This window comes from uncultured Tateyamaria sp. (assembly GCF_947503385.1).
Lineage (GTDB): Bacteria > Pseudomonadota > Alphaproteobacteria > Rhodobacterales > Rhodobacteraceae > Tateyamaria.
Genome location: NZ_CANNDO010000005.1, coordinates 78,546 through 95,135 on the forward strand (window position 1 = coordinate 78,546; position 16,590 = coordinate 95,135).

General features: G+C 62.1%; 18 protein-coding genes and 1 riboswitch. Of the genes, 13 read left to right on the forward strand and 5 right to left on the reverse strand.

The window, feature by feature from the left end:
- Positions 1-67: 67 nt before the first annotated feature.
- Complete coding sequence (locus tag Q1A85_RS16195) at positions 68-967, reverse strand: LysR family transcriptional regulator (RefSeq protein ID WP_299691708.1); 900 nt, start codon at positions 965-967, stop codon at positions 68-70.
- A gap of 87 nt (positions 968-1,054) precedes the next feature.
- On the opposite strand from Q1A85_RS16195, the gene Q1A85_RS16200 reads away from it, so the two are divergent.
- Complete coding sequence (locus Q1A85_RS16200; RefSeq protein WP_299691711.1) at positions 1,055-1,360, forward strand: YciI family protein; 306 nt, start codon at positions 1,055-1,057, stop codon at positions 1,358-1,360.
- Between the two features lie 4 nt (positions 1,361-1,364).
- Here the strand turns inward: Q1A85_RS16200 and fabA are convergent, their stop codons facing one another.
- Positions 1,365-1,874, reverse strand: coding sequence for a bifunctional 3-hydroxydecanoyl-ACP dehydratase/trans-2-decenoyl-ACP isomerase (gene fabA / locus Q1A85_RS16205; protein ID WP_299691714.1), 510 nt, complete (start codon positions 1,872-1,874; stop codon positions 1,365-1,367).
- A gap of 110 nt (positions 1,875-1,984) precedes the next feature.
- Here fabA and Q1A85_RS16210 point away from each other — a divergent pair, with 110 nt between their 5' ends.
- Together Q1A85_RS16210 and irrA are read left to right on the forward strand one after the other, a co-directional pair.
- Positions 1,985-2,767, forward strand: coding sequence for a 2OG-Fe(II) oxygenase (locus Q1A85_RS16210; RefSeq protein ID WP_299691717.1), 783 nt, complete (start codon positions 1,985-1,987; stop codon positions 2,765-2,767).
- 57 nt (positions 2,768-2,824) lie between these two features.
- A complete protein-coding gene (gene irrA / locus Q1A85_RS16215; protein ID WP_299691720.1) occupies positions 2,825-3,259 on the forward strand; it encodes an iron response transcriptional regulator IrrA in 435 nt (144 codons plus the stop codon).
- Positions 3,260-3,297: 38 nt separating this feature from the next.
- Here the strand turns inward: irrA and Q1A85_RS16220 are convergent, their stop codons facing one another.
- A complete protein-coding gene (locus Q1A85_RS16220) occupies positions 3,298-4,434 on the reverse strand; it encodes an insecticidal delta-endotoxin Cry8Ea1 family protein (RefSeq protein ID WP_299691723.1) in 1,137 nt (378 codons plus the stop codon).
- Between the two features lie 97 nt (positions 4,435-4,531).
- Positions 4,532-5,401: a glycosyltransferase family 2 protein gene (locus tag Q1A85_RS16225; RefSeq protein WP_299691728.1), complete on the reverse strand. Its 870-nt coding sequence runs from the start codon at positions 5,399-5,401 to the stop codon at positions 4,532-4,534.
- 118 nt (positions 5,402-5,519) lie between these two features.
- Here Q1A85_RS16225 and miaB point away from each other — a divergent pair, with 118 nt between their 5' ends.
- The 9 genes from miaB (at position 5,520) to Q1A85_RS16270 (ending at position 13,985) form a co-directional block, all read left to right on the forward strand.
- Positions 5,520-6,842 (forward strand): tRNA (N6-isopentenyl adenosine(37)-C2)-methylthiotransferase MiaB, encoded by a 1,323-nt coding sequence (miaB, locus tag Q1A85_RS16230; RefSeq protein WP_299691732.1) that lies wholly within the window; start codon positions 5,520-5,522, stop codon positions 6,840-6,842.
- 260 nt (positions 6,843-7,102) lie between these two features.
- Entirely contained in the window at positions 7,103-7,633 is a 531-nt protein-coding gene (locus Q1A85_RS16235) for an OmpA family protein (RefSeq protein WP_299692280.1), read from the forward strand.
- 30 nt (positions 7,634-7,663) lie between these two features.
- Positions 7,664-7,966, forward strand: a complete 303-nt coding sequence (locus tag Q1A85_RS16240) for a hypothetical protein (RefSeq protein ID WP_299692283.1) — start codon at positions 7,664-7,666, stop codon at positions 7,964-7,966.
- A 148-nt stretch (positions 7,967-8,114) separates the two neighbouring features.
- Positions 8,115-9,107: a PhoH family protein gene (locus Q1A85_RS16245; protein WP_299691735.1), complete on the forward strand. Its 993-nt coding sequence runs from the start codon at positions 8,115-8,117 to the stop codon at positions 9,105-9,107.
- Between the two features lie 121 nt (positions 9,108-9,228).
- Entirely contained in the window at positions 9,229-9,660 is a 432-nt protein-coding gene (gene ybeY, locus Q1A85_RS16250) for an rRNA maturation RNase YbeY (protein WP_299691737.1), read from the forward strand.
- Between the two features lie 55 nt (positions 9,661-9,715).
- Entirely contained in the window at positions 9,716-10,606 is an 891-nt protein-coding gene (locus tag Q1A85_RS16255) for a hemolysin family protein (protein ID WP_299691739.1), read from the forward strand.
- Positions 10,603-12,120, forward strand: coding sequence for an apolipoprotein N-acyltransferase (lnt, locus tag Q1A85_RS16260; RefSeq protein WP_299691741.1), 1,518 nt, complete (start codon positions 10,603-10,605; stop codon positions 12,118-12,120). The genes Q1A85_RS16255 and lnt overlap by 4 nt, the downstream gene beginning before the upstream one ends.
- 9 nt (positions 12,121-12,129) lie before the next feature.
- A riboswitch (SAM-SAH riboswitch) is annotated at positions 12,130-12,179 on the forward strand.
- 3 nt (positions 12,180-12,182) lie between these two features.
- Positions 12,183-13,364: a methionine adenosyltransferase gene (gene metK / locus Q1A85_RS16265; RefSeq protein ID WP_299691743.1), complete on the forward strand. Its 1,182-nt coding sequence runs from the start codon at positions 12,183-12,185 to the stop codon at positions 13,362-13,364.
- A gap of 78 nt (positions 13,365-13,442) precedes the next feature.
- Positions 13,443-13,985 carry a hypothetical protein gene (locus Q1A85_RS16270; protein WP_299691745.1) on the forward strand — a complete coding sequence of 181 codons (543 nt, stop codon included), beginning with the start codon at positions 13,443-13,445 and terminating at the stop codon, positions 13,983-13,985.
- On the opposite strand, the gene rpiB is transcribed toward Q1A85_RS16270, so the two are convergent.
- Positions 13,982-14,419, reverse strand: coding sequence for a ribose 5-phosphate isomerase B (gene rpiB, locus Q1A85_RS16275; protein WP_299691747.1), 438 nt, complete (start codon positions 14,417-14,419; stop codon positions 13,982-13,984). The two genes, Q1A85_RS16270 and rpiB, sit on opposite strands and share 4 nt — an antisense overlap.
- Before the next feature lie 345 nt (positions 14,420-14,764).
- Between rpiB and rpsA the strand changes: the two genes are divergently transcribed.
- Positions 14,765-16,462, forward strand: a complete 1,698-nt coding sequence (gene rpsA / locus Q1A85_RS16280) for a 30S ribosomal protein S1 (RefSeq protein WP_299691749.1) — start codon at positions 14,765-14,767, stop codon at positions 16,460-16,462.
- Positions 16,463-16,590 lie beyond the last annotated feature (128 nt).

Here is a 16,590-nt window from a genome sequence, read left to right on the forward strand (position 1 = left end):
GCGGCGCGGTATCAACAACGTGATCGGCACTTTGGCGGCGGTGGCGTTCGTCTTTGCCCGGGTTGGCTCAGGGCTGCGTGGTCGCGCGTTCATCCACGTCCCAATCCAGATCCACAAGCCATTCCTTTGCTGCCATGACAGAGGCGCGCGCCGTCTGATCCACATGGGACAAGAGCCATATGTCCCGGACGGGCAGCGCCGCCCCTGCCGCCCCCGGCGCACAGCGCAGGCGTGGATCGGACCGCGCGATGCGGGTTGGCAGCAGCGTCTTGCCCAGCCCGTGCGCCACCGCTTCCATCGCGGTTTCGGCATCCGCAACCCGAAGTCCCGCGGCCCGGCCACCGCCGCGCGCTGCTGCATCAAGCCAGCGCGCCTGCGGCAAATCTGCGTGCGCATCATCATAGGTGATCCAGCGCAATTGCGCGGCCTGATCCCCGGTCGCGGCATTGGGCACAAAGATGTCAAAGGATAACGCACCCAGCTTTTGCGCCTTGGTCCGCAACCCGCCCGAGGCGGGGCGCGCAAATCGCACGGCCAGATCCGCCTCACGGCGGGACAGATCCAGATTGTCTGACGTGGGCACCAGTTCGACGCACAGGTCGGGATGCCGTGCGGCCAACAGGCCAAGGGCGGGCACAAGCATCCGGTTGACGACAATCGGCACGGCGCTGATCCGCACTGTGCCGGTCACGGCGTGCGCAGCCCGCCCCAAGGTTTCGCGGATCAGCGTGTTCTGCACTTCGATGGCCTCCGCGTGCGCAATTGCCCCGCGCGCGGCATCTGTCGGCTCAAACCGGCCTGTGGCGCTGCGCAGGAACAGCGACGCGCCGACGGCCCGCTCCAGCACAGTGATCCGGCGCGACACCGTGGTGTCGCTGACACCCACCGAACGCGCCGCGGCGCGCAGCGTGCCTGTCCGGTAAAGCGCCAATAGATATTTCAGATCGTTCCAGTCATGGTTCTGCATTTTTGCAGTGTAGGGCGTCAAAAACGGCCACTCAATCCGCAAGATTGTTGTGGCATCCTGCGCGGGATCACCCCCCCGGAGACCATCATGACATTTATCATCCTGTTCGAAGACGCCACAGACGCTGATCCTGACATCCGCACAACACATATGGCCGACCACTTGCGCTTTCTCGAAACACATGCCGACCGGATCAGGGCGGCGGGGCCCCTGTCCGATCCGACAGGCGGTGGGCGCGACGGGCTGTGGATTGTCACAACCGCCACCGCCAACGAGGCGGAACAGCTTGTAAGGCAGGATCCGTTCTGGCCCACCGGCTTGCGCAAATCCTACGCCATCATCCCTTGGAAACAGGTGTTCGCGGACGGAACCCGGCTGATCCAGCCGGGCTAGGCGGTCAGCTTTCGCTCAGCGCGACCTTCATGTCCTTGACCTCATAGATCACCTCGCCGTCGGCCTCCACGATGCCGTCGGCGACACCCATGGTCAGGCGGCGTGTTTGCAGCGCCTTGGTAAAGTCGATCTTGTAGGTCAGCATCTTGCGGTCAGGGCGCACCATTCCCTTGAGCTTCACCTCGCCCACACCCAGCGCATAGCCGCGCCCGGTCCAGCCGCGCCAGCCCAGATTAAAGCCCGTCAACTGCCACAGACCGTCCAGCCCCAAACAGCCCGGCATGATCGGATTACCCGGAAAATGGCAGTCAAAAAACCACAGGTCAGGAGTGATATCGAACTCGGCCAACACATGGCCTTTGCCATGCGCGCCCCCATCTCCTGAGATGTCGGTGATGCGGTCCATCATCAGCATGGGCGGTTCGGGCAACTGCGCATTGCCGGGGCCAAACAACTCGCCCCGCGCGCATTTCAGCAGGTCGTCCTTGTCAAACGATGTTGGGTAGTCTGCCATCTTGCCATTCCGTCCTGCGCGCGCGTTCCGGTCCGTCTAGCACCGCCAGCCCGCGCGGTGCAAGGGCAGGGGGCTTGCATCCCGCGTGTGGCCTGCGCCAAATGCGGGACATGAACGATATTGATCTTGCCCGCTATCCCCTCGACCGCCCGGACAGCCCCGACTGGCAGCGCTTGGTCAACGACGCAAAGACGTCACTGGACCGCGATGGCCTGTTCAACCTGCCGGGTTTCGTGACGCCCGAGGCTCTGGACCAGACGCTGTCGTATGTACGGCCACGACTGGCAAGTGAGAGTTTCCATCACAGCCGCTGGCACAACGTCTATTTCAAGGATGCCGTGGACGGCGTGGCCCCGGATCACCCCGCCCTGCAAAAGGTGGAAACCGCCAATCACACGCTCTGCCATGACCAACTGGCGGAAACGCCGCTGGACCGCATCTATCGCTACGACGGCTTTATCCGCTTTCTCGAAGCGGTGATGGATCAGCCGCAACTGCACATCATGGACGATCCGCTTGCGGGGGTGAACGTGCTTGAATACCGTGAGGGCGAGGCGCTCAACTGGCATTTTGACCGCTCGATCTTTACCACGACCGTGCTGCTGCAAGAGGCGCACTCGGGCGGCGTGTTCGAATATGCCCGCAATCTGCGCAGCGCGGATGATCCCAATCATGCAGGGATCGCGGATTTGCTGGACGGACGGCTGCGCCCCACCGCGCTGGATCAGGCGGCGGGCACGCTTAACGTCTTTCTGGGGGTCAACACGGCCCACCGGGTCAGCCGTGTCCGTGGTCCACAATCGCGCATCGTGGCGGTCCTGTCCCATTACGACCGGCCCGGCATGGCGTTCACGGATGCCGAACGCATGGGCTTTTTCGGTCGCACCGGCTGAGCTTTGCGCCGATTGTCATTGAATATGCGCGCCTTGCGGCCCTATATAGTCGCTGAGATGGACAACACTTGCGATACACCCAACCCCCACAATGTGGGCAGCGACTGGCTCGCTGGTGCGGGCCTGCGCCCGACACGCCAGCGCGTGACCCTTGCCGCCTTGCTGATCGGGGACGGCCAGCACCGCCATGTGACGGCTGAAAGCCTGTTCGAGGCCGCCAAGGCCGAAGGCGAGGCGGTGTCGCTTGCCACCGTCTACAACACGCTGCGCGCGTTCTGTGATGCGGGCCTGATGCAAGAGGTGACGGTGGACGGCTCCAAGAGCTACTTTGACACCAACACCCATGATCATCCGCATTTCTTCTGGGAAGACGAGGCCAAGCTGACCGACGCTCCGTCGGATCAACTGGTGATCTCGCAACTGCCCGACGCGCCCGACGGGGCCGAGATTGCATCGGTCGACGTGGTGATCCGCCTGCGCCGCAAGGGTTAACGCACCGGCGCTGCACGCGCGCACGGTTCAATCCCCGACTAGAACCCGTCGTGAAATCGGTAAGCCACCACCAGCGTCTCGGCTGTTCCGTAATTTGCATCGGCACGGGTGATGTAAAACCGCGACACGATATGCCCGTCGATCTTGGCGACAAATTTTTCGCCACCTTCTCGCCCGCCGCCGCACAGATTGCTTTTCTCGCCGTTCTCGAAATGCAGTTGCATGGAATCCAACACGTCGCCCGCACGCCCGCTGACATAGGCAATCTGGTTGTTGATCTCGATGTCCCCTGTCCAGCCATTTGGCGGTGCGTCCGAACCACCGTGTTGGTTGCCCATCCGTTTGCCCAGCTTGCCACCAAAGGCCTGCTGAATGGCATCAATGCGGTCAAATCCCCACACCTTGGCCTTGGACATGCGGTTTTTCTCCGGGTCGCCGATCTTGATGACGCGGTGGTCGTGTCCATTGCCAATCGGATCGGAGTAAAGCTCGCGCTTCAGTTTGGGGCGTGGTTCGTCCGGTGCGAAATACGGCCAGTATTCGGCGAAATCCAAAACCATGAGGGTCATTTCACGCACAAACTTGTTGAGGGCAGTCCATTGTGGTTTCGGCTCGAGCCCTGCGTATTTCTGCTTGGCCGCGTTGTGAGCATCCGGGTACGTTTTTTGAACGTGCCACCTGTAATCGCCGCCGTATTTGTAGATTTTCTTGATGATGCGATCGACCCCCTCTTGGGTCATGCCCCAGTTTTTTCCCAACAGCGCGCCGTCGCGCAGCAGGGACAAGTGCATGTTCGCAAACTGTGCAAACAGGGGCAGCAAAAGAACCTCGTGACCCGCCGATTTAAAGTGGTCGAGGTTCGCCTCGAGCTGGGTCAGCGCATCCTCGAAAAACACAAAGATCTTTTCCGGATCGTGCTCATAGTCTTTCAGCGCGTCCGCATAATTCTGCATGACCCGCTGCAATCCATGGAGCGTTTCGATCAGCTGTTTTTCGATCTCTTTGTCGAGCTTTTCATCAATCAGTTTTTCGACACGATCTTTGATGTCGCCCCAGACATCCGCTTGGGGTGCAGGCCACAGCACGCCCACCACGCCGCTTGCCATGCCGCCATAATCGGGGATTTGACCAATCCCAAGTAAAAAGATTGCTCTGATATCGCCTTCGACGCTCATGGGTATTCCGTCCTAAATGTCTAATAAAATGTCAAAAAATTTTAGTGGATTGTTGAGGTCACGACAAGTGTTGCGCAATGCGCGTGTCAGTGACGCCTCAGAACCACTGCCCCGGTTCCATCAGCCCCAGATCCAGCAACTGGCGGGAATGCCATTCGAAGGGGGCAGAATTGTGCCATTTGAAGCTCTGGATATCGTATGTACTGCCCGGGTTGAGCTTGAGCGCCTTGGCCGTGCGGAACGAACAGATTGCGGCGGTCAGGTTGTGGTGCCACTGGCAGGAATAGGTGTTGTATTCCTCATCGTTAAAGGTGTGATCCTCCAGCAATTTTAACCCAGGCTTGGTCTTGAACAGTGAAATCCGGTCGATCTTGCGCCGGGCGACGGGCACGTGTTCCTCGAACCGCCAGCGCAGGCCGCCAAAGAAATCCAGTTGCCGCTCCTTGGGATGCCCGGTCGAAGGATCGGGCCGCGCCAGCGCATAATAGCCGGACCGGTCCAGATGCGCCCGCTCCAGTGACACGGCATCCGGATGCTCCCACAGATCGTCCGAATACAGGTCAATCACATAGGTCAGCATGGCATTGCGCCGCTCTTCGGTGTGAAAGGTCAGCATCTCGCCAATGCTGCGCGTCTCGCAGAACGGATGGAACAGAAATTCGGCGTTGTAGCAGTAGTACATCCATGTGCCCGCAGGCACGGCGCGGATCATCGCGTTCACTGCCGTCTCCAGCGCGTCTGTCCGGGCCGTGTTGTGATGCACATGGGTGACCTCCATCTCAAGGTCGCGGGGCAGGGCGAATTCACCGGGCATGAACACCACAATGTAGCGGAACCCGGCCTGTTGGTGGTGGCGAATGGTCGTATCAATCTCGACCTCGTCCTCAGCGAGGATCACAGCCACTGGCCCCTTTTTCGGCACGGCATCCGCCGTTTTCAGGAATGCGTCGATGTTGTCGAATTTCATCCGTGCGCCTGCTGCTCTTTTGCTTGCCCCTTAATGCGGCCAATTGGACCTGCATTGCAAGATTGCAGGCCGCCTGATAGATCGCCGGTCTGACCCCCAACCGACCTGCGAGCCGCCCATGACCGCGCCCAAAAAGCTCTTTATCAAGACCTACGGCTGCCAGATGAACGTCTATGACAGCGAACGCATGGCCGAGGCGCTGGGCGGGCAGGGCTATGAACAGACGGCAACCGCCGAGGATGCCGACATGATCCTGCTCAACACCTGCCACATACGAGAAAAGGCTGCAGAAAAGGTTTATTCGGAATTGGGCCGCTACAAGGGCCTCAAGGCGGACAAACCCGACCTCAAGATCGGCGTGGCCGGCTGTGTCGCACAGGCCGAAGGCCAAGAGATCATGCGCCGCCAGCCCATGGTTGATCTGGTTGTGGGCCCGCAAAGCTATCACCGCCTGCCCGAGATGGAGGCGCGCGTATCGCAAGGTGACAAGGCGCTCGACACCGATTTTCCGGAAGAAGACAAGTTCGAGCGTCTGAAATCGCGTCCCAAGGCGGCGCGGGGTCCAACCGCATTCCTGACCGTGCAAGAAGGCTGCGACAAGTTCTGCGCCTTCTGCGTGGTGCCCTACACCCGTGGTGCCGAGGTCAGCCGCCCTGCCGCCCGCATCCTCGACGAGGCGCGTGATCTGGTGGAGCGCGGCGTGCGCGAGATCACGTTGCTGGGACAGAACGTCAACGCCTATCACGGCGCCGGGCCCGATGGGTCAGACTATACGCTGGCCCGGCTGATCTGGGATCTGGACAAGGTCGACGGGCTGGAGCGTATCCGGTTCACCACCTCGCACCCCAACGACATGACCGACGACCTGATCGAGGCGCATGGCACATGTGCCAAGCTGATGCCTTACCTGCATTTGCCCGTGCAGTCCGGCAGCGACCGCATTCTCAAACGGATGAACCGCAGCCACACCGCCGAAAGCTATCTGGCGCTGATCGAACGGATTCGCGCCGCACGTCCCGACATTCTGATGTCCGGCGATTTCATCGTGGGCTTTCCCGAAGAGACCGAGGCAGATTTTCAGGCAACGCTCGATCTGATCGAGGCCGTGGAATACGGCTATGCCTATTCCTTCAAATATTCGGCGCGTCCGGGCACGCCCGCCGCCGAACGGGCCGAGGTGGACGCCGCCGAAGCCGATGACCGCCTGCAACGCCTGCAAGCGCTGATCACCCGCCAGCAACGCGACATTCAGCAAAGCATGGTGGGCCGCACCGTCAACGTGCTCTTTGAAAAGCCGGGACGTTTCGAGGGGCAGATGGTCGGCAAAAGCGATTATCTGCACGCCGTGCATGTCACCGACGCAACGCTGAGCGCGGGCCAGATCGCACCGGTCAGAATCGTTGAGGCGGGCGCCAATTCACTGGCCGGCGTTCTCGCCTGATCGCACGCTTTGCGCGCTTTGGGCCGATCACGCCCCCGGTTTATGGGCCAAATGCGGATTTGAGACACAATATCTGGTGAAAACACCTTCACAGAAGGTTAAAACTTCCCTACGCTTTTCCCCAGTGTGGCGGGCATATGACGTCGTGAGTGTCGTCTTGTATGTTGCCCGCGGGGGACAACAACAAAAGGGACAAGGCTGTGGTTATTACCTTTTCCAAAGCGGCCAAGGCTGTGTGCGGTGCGGTTGCGACAGCGGCGCTGGCACTGACAGTGGTTTCCGTGGCAGCCACGGATGTGGCGGCGCAAACCAAATCACAATCCGGACGGGATGGCGGACAGTATATCCCGACCATCTGGGTGGACCCGGATGGCTGCGAGCACTGGGTCATGGACGATGGCGTCGAGGGCTACATGACGCCCCACACCAACCGCAAGGGCATCCCGGTCTGCCGCCGGGGCAACACCTGCGGCGTAATGAACTCCGACCAGTTCTTTGCCACTGACAGCGCGCGCATCCACCCACAGGGCAAGGCGCGTCTGGCCGAATTCTTCAAACAGGCGGGTGCGACCAGCTACATCATCACCGGCCACACCGACAGCCGTGCGTCCGACGCCTATAACCTGCGCCTGTCGCTGAACCGGGCCAATTCAGTCGCGGCAATCGCACAGCAGACCGGGGCACGGATCGCGGATGTCCGCGGCTATGGCGAGCGGTTGCCCGCCGCCTCGAACCAGACGGCGAAAGGACGGGCCAAAAACCGTCGCGTCGAAATCATCTGCATTCGCTAAGGGGACGGGACAGTGAAATTTATCAAAACGATGACCATCCTCAGCGCTGCATTCGGCCTTGCCGCGTGCGAAGACGCGCAGTTCCGTGAACTGGGACCTGACAAGACTGTGGACCGCGGGTTCGACACCAAGGATCTCAGCCAGCTTCAGGCGGGCATCTGGGTTGATCCCAACGGCTGCGATCACTGGATCATCGACGACGGCGTCGAAGGCTACCTGTCCGCACGGCTCGACAAATACGGCAAACCCGTCTGCTCGGGCGTGGCGGCACCGACGCAAACCGTTGGCGATTTCAAGAAAGGGTCGACCGGCGCGATTGGCGACCCGATCTGACCTGCGCCCTTTCGACATGCAAAAAGGCCGGAGCGCACGCCGCGCTCCGGCCTTTTTTGTTTCAATTTGATGAAATGGCGCGCAGGGGCGTTGCACCCCGCCCGCGAAGTTGCGACCCTTCCCCCAAGCACAGACTCAGGAGCCCATATTGACCCTCGATCAAGCGACCCGCGAAAGCGTTGTGGAATTCCCCGACAATCGCCTGCTGATTGACCTGTGCGGCCCCTATGATCAGCACCTGACCTCCATCGAAAGCATGTTGGGCGTGCAAATCGTCCGCCGCGGCAATGTGCTGGCCGTGCTGGGTGAGGAGGGCGCGCAGAAACGCGCGGCAGAGGTGCTGAACGCGCTCTATCTGCGGCTCGAATCCGGCAAGGAAGTGGAACCGGCGGACGTGGACCGCGAATTGCGCATGGGCGACGCCGAGGAAGGGACAGGCACCCGCGCAGGCGACCAGCTTGAAATGCCGGTGGGCAACCGGATCGAAATCAAGACGCGCAAGAAACTGGTGGAACCCCGCACGGACGCGCAAAAGGCCTATGTGCAGTCGCTCTTTGAAAACGAGATGGCGTTTGGCATTGGCCCCGCGGGCACCGGCAAGACCTATCTGGCGGTGGCCGTGGGCGTGTCCATGTTCATCTCCGGTCAGGTCGACCGCATCATCCTGTGCCGCCCTGCGGTTGAGGCGGGCGAACGGCTGGGCTTTCTGCCCGGCACCCAAGAGGAAAAGGTCGACCCCTACATGCAGCCGCTCTACGACGCGCTGAATGACTTTCTTCCGGGCAAGCAACTGGCCAAGCTCAAGGAAGAAAAGACGATCGAAATCGCGCCGCTGGCCTTTATGCGGGGCCGCACGCTCAGCCGCGCCTTTGTGGTGCTGGACGAGGCGCAGAATGCCACCACCATGCAGATGAAGATGTTTTTGACGCGCTTGGGCGAAGGGTCGCGCATGGTGATCACCGGCGACCGGACCCAGATCGACCTGCCGCGCGGCGTGTCCTCGGGGTTGGCCGATGCCGAACGGCTGCTGACATCCGTGCCAAATATCAGCTTTAACTACTTCACCTCCAAGGATGTAGTGCGCCACCCGCTTGTGGCCGCCATCATCGAAGCCTACGAGGCGGATGAGGCCAGCGCCTGATCCGTCTCTGTTCCCAAAAAATCCCGGGGGTCCGGGGGCTGGCCCCCGGTTCTGACAACTGCCACATGACATCGACATCCTGATCGAAGACGACCGCTGGACAACGGCGGGTCTTGCCGCCTTGGCCAAGGCCGCAGTCACGGCGGTCCTTGCGCATAAGGGCATCGCGGCGGGCGAGGTGTCGCTGCTGGGATGCGACGACGCGCGCATCGCAACCCTCAACGCGGATTTCCGCGACAAACCCGGCCCGACAAATGTGCTTAGCTGGCCCGACACCGATCTGGCCGCAGCCACGGACGGGGCCACACCGGCAGCCCCTGATCCCGACCCGGACGGCGCGGTGTCCCTTGGCGATATCGCCATCGCCTATGAAACATGCGCCCGCGAGGCGCTGGATCAGGGCAAACCTTTTGGCGATCACGTGACCCATCTTTTGGTGCACGGCACGCTGCATCTGTTGGGATATGATCACATCCGTCCGGGCGATGCGGCCCTGATGGAGAGGACTGAGGTCAAAATACTTGGCAATCTGGGCGTCCCTGACCCATATTAGGGCATCGGTGCCGCCCTGTTTGTTTTGGGCACCGCGACAACTGGACCAGGAGCCGATGGGCGAAAACGAAGGATCGTCTGACGCAGCGCAACGCGCGCAGTCAGCCACTGACACGACCACACCACCAAAAAATGGCGGATTTCTGTCGCGCGTGATTGGCGCGCTCAGCCCGGGTGAGGCCGCGACCGCGGACCTGCCTGCGCCGCAGAGCAAGCCGCAGCAATCCCATGGCATGATCAACCTGCGCCGGATGCGGGTCGAGGATGTCGCCGTGCCCAAGGCCGATATCACCGCCGTTGCCGACAATGTGTCGCTTGACGAACTGGTCGAATGCTTCCGCGACAGCGGCTACACCCGGTTGCCGGTCTTCGAAGGCACGCTGGACACGCCCATCGGCTTTGCACATCTCAAGGACGTGGCGCTGCATCACGGCTTCAACGGTGGGGCCAAGGATTTCGATCTGCGCGCGCGCCTGCGCCCGCTGCTCTTTGTGCCGCCGTCGATGTCCATCGGCGTGTTGCTGACCAAGATGCAAACGGAACGGCGGCACATGGCGCTGGTGATCGACGAATATGGCGGCGTCGACGGGCTTGTGACCATCGAAGACCTGATCGAACAGGTCATCGGCGAGATCGAGGATGAACACGACGTCGACGAAGGTGTGCTTTTCGTGCAGGAGAAATCCGGTTGCTACCTCGCCTTGGCGAAGACGCCGCTTGACGAATTCGAGGACGAGATCGGCATATCGCTCACCACCCATGATGACGTGGACGAAGAAGAGATCGACACTTTGGGCGGCCTCGTCTTTATGCTGGCGGGCCGCGTGCCTGCGCGGGGCGAGGTCGTGCCGCATCCCGACGGTCCGCAATTCGAGGTGATCGACGCCGACCCCCGCAGGATCAAACGGCTGCGCGTGCGTTTGCAGGCGCGCGACGCCGCCGAATGACGGCGCTGACGGCCCGCATCACGGGCTTGCCGTGGTGGGGGCAGGTGGCGCTGGCCGCTTTGGCTGGCGCAACCGGTGCGCTGGCACATGCGCCGTTCGATCTGGCACCGTTCATCCTTGTGCCGCTGGTGGCCGCTGGTCTGATCGCGCACCGGGCGCGCTCCGCGACCCGTGCCGCGTGGGGCGGAGCGGCCTTGGGCTTTGGCTATTTCGCGGCGACCCTCACATGGATCCTCGAACCGTTTCAGGTGGATGCCGCCGTGACCGGCTGGATGGCCCCCTTTGCGCTGGCGCTCCTGGCATTGGGGCTGGGCGGGTTCTGGGCGGCGGCGCTTGGCTTTGCCCGTTGGGCCGGGGGCGGGCCGGTGGCCTTTGTCGCCAGCCTTGCCGGGGTCGAGATGCTGCGCGCCTACGTTTTGACCGGCTTTCCATGGGCCACGCCGCCACAGGCGCTGGTGGACGGGCTGGCCGGGCAGGGGTTGGCGCTGCTTGGCCCGCACGGGATGATGCTGGCCCTGACGGGGGGTGCGGCGCTGATCCTGCACGTCAGATCCAGCATCGTATCCGCCGCCGTGACCGTTGCCGCCACCGCCACGATCCTTGTCCCGCCCCAATCCGCCCCCAGTCCAATGACACCGACCATCGTGCGCCTGATCCAGCCCAACGCGCCCCAGCACGAAAAATGGGACCCGGCGCGCATACCGATCTTTGTCAATCGCCAGATCGACTACACCGCCGCAGGTCCCGTGCCGGATCTTGTCCTGCTGCCCGAAACGGCACTGCCCTATGTGGCCGACAACGCCCAGCACGTTTTCGACATCCTCGCCGAAGCAGCACGCGGCGCACCGGTGGTGCTGGGCATTCAGCGGCGCGACGCCCAGAATGCATACTATAACAGCCTCGTCATGCTGAACCCACAGGGCCAAGTGACGGCGCGCTATGACAAGCATCACCTTGTGCCCTTTGGCGAATACATGCCCGCCCAGTGGCTGTTCCGGCACGTCAATGCGGGGGGGCTGGCCGCCCGCGCCAGCGGCGGCTATGCCTCCGGTCCGGGTCCGCGCCTGCTGGACCTTGGCCCGCTGGGCCGCGCGCTGCCGCTGATCTGCTACGAGGTTGTGTTTGCCCACAATGTCGGCGGCGCACCGACGCGCCCGACCGTCCTGATGAACCTCACCAATGATGCGTGGTTCGGCGCGCGCTCCGGCCCGCAACAGCATCTGGCACAGGCCCGGATGCGGGCCATTGAACAGGGGCTGCCGATGCTGCGCGCCGCCAACACCGGCATCTCCGCCGTCATCGACCCCAAGGGGCGCGTGCTGGATGCGCTGGCCCTGAACACCGCAGGCTATCTTGACGTGGCTTTGCCCGCCGCCGCCGCCCCCACCGCATATGCAAGAACCGGTGATGCGCCTTATGCGATCCTGCTGCTGCTGACCGGCGTGGCCCTTGTGTTGCGCCGGTCCCGTGCCCGCCGCGCGCAGGGCATTGACGACGACGCGTCTGCGGCGTAAGTCCGCTCGACCCTGTCACAACGGCTTCCTGACGTGACAGTTGCACATGTAATGGAGCACTCATGTCCCGCCAGAACTATACCTTCACCTCGGAATCCGTCTCCGAGGGCCACCCAGACAAGGTCTGCGACCGCATTTCCGACGCCGTTCTTGACGCATTCCTCGCCGAAGAACCGGAGGCACGCGTGGCCTGCGAGACCTTTGCCACCACCGACCGCGTGGTGATCGGCGGCGAAGTCGGCCTGAGCGATCAGGACAAGCTGCACGACTATATGGGCAAGATCGACGAAATCGCGCGCGCTTGTATCAAGGATATCGGCTACGAGCAGGACAAGTTCCACTGGCAGACCTGCGAGGTCACCAACCTGCTGCACGAACAATCCGCGCATATCGCCCAAGGGGTGGATGCGTCCGCTGACAAGGAAGAAGGCGCAGGCGATCAGGGTATCATGTTCGGGTTCGCCACGGATGAAACGCCCGAACTGATGCCGGCGCCGATCCATTACGCCCACGCGATGCTGCGCCGTCTGGCCGAGGTCCGCAAGGACGGCACCGAACCGGCGCTGGGTCCCGACGCCAAATCGCAGCTGTCCGTGATCTATCAGGATGGCAAGCCGGTGGGCGTCAGCTCTCTGGTGCTGTCCACCCAGCACCTCGATCCCGATCTGACCAGCGCCGATATCCGCGCCATGGTCGCCCCCTATATCCAAGAGGTCCTGCCCGACGGCTGGCTCACCGATGAGACCGAGTGGCACGTGAACCCCACCGGCAAATTCGTGATCGGCGGTCCCGACGGGGATGCGGGCCTGACCGGGCGCAAGATCATCGTGGACACCTATGGTGGTGCCGCCCCCCATGGCGGTGGTGCGTTCTCGGGCAAAGACCCGACCAAAGTGGACCGCTCGGCGGCCTATGCGGCGCGCTATCTGGCCAAGAATGTCGTGGCCGCAGGCCTTGCCCGCAAATGCACGATCCAGCTTAGCTATGCCATTGGCGTGTCCAAACCCCTGTCGATCTATTGCGACACGTTTGGCACCGGCGTTGTGCCCGATGCCCAGATCGAGGCGGCTGTGGCCCTGTCCATGGACCTCAGCCCGCGCGGCATTCGCGAGCATCTGGAACTCAACAAACCCGTCTACCAGCGCACGGCGGCCTATGGCCACTTTGGCCGCGCGCCCGACGCCGACGGCGGCTTTAGCTGGGAAAAGACAGATCTGGCCGACGCGCTCAAGGCAGCGGTGTAACCCGCCTCACCAAACGGTGCTTGGATTTTGAACGGGGCGTGGCATAGCTTTTCATCATTCCGATGAAAGGCCCTGCCCATGCCCCGTCTCGCTCTTGCCCTGCTGATCGCTTTTGCTGCGCCGCTTGCGGCCCAAGACACGCCCGCTCCCCCGGTGATCGAGGCCGAGCCGCCGATGACCATGCTGCGCATGGCCGAGATCATCCGCGCCATCGACCCCGAGGCGGTGCCCGCAGGCAACACCATCCAGTTCACCATCGACGACATCCCGCTTGTGGTGATTGCCGATCCACGTGCGGACAGGATGCGCGCCATGGTGCCAATCCGGTCCGCCGCAGGCCTGTCAGCCGAGGAACTCATGCGCCTCATGCAGGCCAATTTCGACAGCGCGCTCGACGCGCGCTACGCGGTGGCGCAGGGGCGGCTCTGGGGTGTGTTCATCCACCCGCTCAGCCCGCTGGAAAAGGATCAGCTGCTGTCGGCCTTCGTGCAGACAATCAACGTCGCCCGCACCTATGGCCAGACCTATTCAGGCGGCGCCACCGTGTTCGGCGGCGGTGACAGCAACGGTCTCTATCAGGACCTGCTCAAAGAGCTGCTGAAAAAGGGCGAGGATATCTAGCTCTCCAACGCCTTGATCATATCCACCCGCACAGCATGACGCCCGCCACCAAACCCGGTGGTCAGGAATGCGTCCACAATGTCCAGCGCAAGACCTTCGCCGATCACACGCGCCCCAAGGGCGAGCATATTGGCGTCGTTGTGCTCCCGGATCATCGCCGCTGAAAACGTGTCGGAACACACGCCGCAACGGACGCCCCTGACCTTGTTGGCCGCCATCATGATGCCTTGCCCTGTGCCGCACAGGACAATGCCCAGATCGGCCTCGCCCGCCGCGACCTTGCGCGCCGCCGCCGCCCCATGGTCGGGGTAATGCGTGCTCTCCGTCGTGATCGGCCCAATGTCCTCAACGACGTGCCCGCGCTCTGCGACATGGGCCGCAACAGCCTGCCGCAACCCGATTGCCGCATGATCACTCGACAAAACCACCCGCATGATGCACCCCCGCATTTCAAATCTGCCGCCTCCTAACACGACCAACGCGACAGTCGAACCCACTCCCCGTCTCTGTCCCAAAAAAATCCTGGGGGAGGCCGCAGGCCGGGGGCAAAGCCCCCCAAAACATGTCGTCGCCGACAGGCGGCCTTTGGATCACGGCGGACCACCCCCCTTGCCCAACCCGGATCGACCCGCTATACGCGCGACCGTCGACAAGGTGAAAACACCGCAGAACATCGAGACGAGCAGGGTCGGAACCATCCGGCCCTCTTTGTTTTGCATTGCACCTGACCAATTGAAACCAAGACCGGCGGAGACAACCGCACGGCCCGTAAAACACAAATGTTAGGAAAACGACGCCACATGGCTGATAAAATGATGGAGGAATTCGAAGCCCTCCTGCAAGAAAGCTTCGAAATGGACACCCCCGAAGAGGGTTCGGTTGTCAAAGGCAAGGTCCTCGCCATCGAGGCGGGTCAAGCCATCATCGACGTCGGCTACAAGATGGAAGGCCGCGTCGAGCTCAAGGAATTCGCAGAACCCGGTGAAGCACCGAGCGTTCAGGTGGGCGACGAGGTCGAAGTGTACCTGCGTGCTGCCGAAAACGCCCGTGGCGAAGCGGTAATCTCCCGCGAGATGGCCCGCCGCGAAGAAGCATGGGACCGTCTCGAAACCGCCTACGCTGGCGAAGCCCGCGTCGAAGGCGCGATCTTTGGCCGTGTCAAAGGTGGCTTTACCGTCGATCTGGGCGGCGCCGTGGCGTTCCTGCCCGGCTCTCAGGTTGACGTGCGCCCCGTGCGCGACGCAGGCCCGCTGATGGGTCTGAAACAGCCCTTCCAGATTCTGAAAATGGACCGCCGCCGGGGCAACATCGTTGTGTCGCGCCGTGCGATCCTCGAAGAATCCCGCGCCGAACAGCGCGCCGAAGTGATCGGCAACCTGACCGAAGGTCAGAATGTCGACGGCGTGGTCAAGAACATCACCGAATACGGTGCGTTTGTTGACCTGGGCGGTGTTGACGGCCTGCTGCACGTCACCGACATGGCATGGCGCCGGGTGAACCACCCGTCCGAGATCCTCACCATCGGTGAGACGATCAAGGTGCAGGTGATCAAAATCAACAAAGAGACGCACCGCATCTCCTTGGGTATGAAACAGCTGCAAGAAGATCCATGGGATCTGGTGGCCGCGAAATACCCGCTGGAATCGACCCATACTGGCCGCGTCACCAACATCACCGATTACGGTGCCTTTGTTGAACTGGAGCCCGGTGTCGAAGGTCTGGTCCACGTCTCCGAGATGTCCTGGACCAAAAAGAACGTGCACCCCGGCAAGATCGTGTCCACCTCGCAAGAGGTCGAAGTCATGGTTCTGGAAATCGACGGCGCCAAGCGTCGCGTGTCTCTGGGCCTGAAACAGACCATGCGCAACCCGTGGGAAGTGTTTGCAGAAACACATCCCGAGGGCACCGAGGTCGAAGGCGAAGTCAAGAACATCACCGAATTTGGTCTGTTCGTTGGCCTGGACGGCGACATCGACGGCATGGTTCACCTCAGCGACCTCAGCTGGGACCAGCGTGGCGAAGAGGCGATCCAGGATTACCGCAAGGGCGACATGGTCCACGCGGTTGTGTCCGAAGTCGACGTCGAGAAAGAGCGTATCTCGCTCTCGATCAAAGCGGTGGGCGGCGACAAATTCGCCGAAGCCGTGGGCGGCGTGAAACGCGGCTCGATCGTGACCGTGAACGTCACCTCGATCGAAGAGGGCGGCATCGAAGTGGAATATGAAGGCATGAAATCCTTCATCCGCCGCTCCGATCTCAGCCGTGACCGTGCCGAACAGCGCCCCGAGCGTTTCTCGGTTGGTGACAAGGTTGACGTCCGCATCACCAATATCGACGGCAAAACCCGTCGTCTGGGTGTGTCGATCAAAGCACGCGAAATCGCCGAAGAGAAAGAGGCCGTGGAACAGTACGGTTCCTCCGACAGCGGCGCGTCGCTGGGCGACATCCTCGGCGCAGCCCTCAAGGGCGACGAGTAAACACACGCCATCAGGCGGAACGGAACGGGGGCCTTCGGGCCCCCGTTTTGCATTATGCAGCATAGTGCGCGAATCGTCTTGTCACAGGACGCAGACGCACCCGTACGGTTCCCGATATGAGCCGTTGC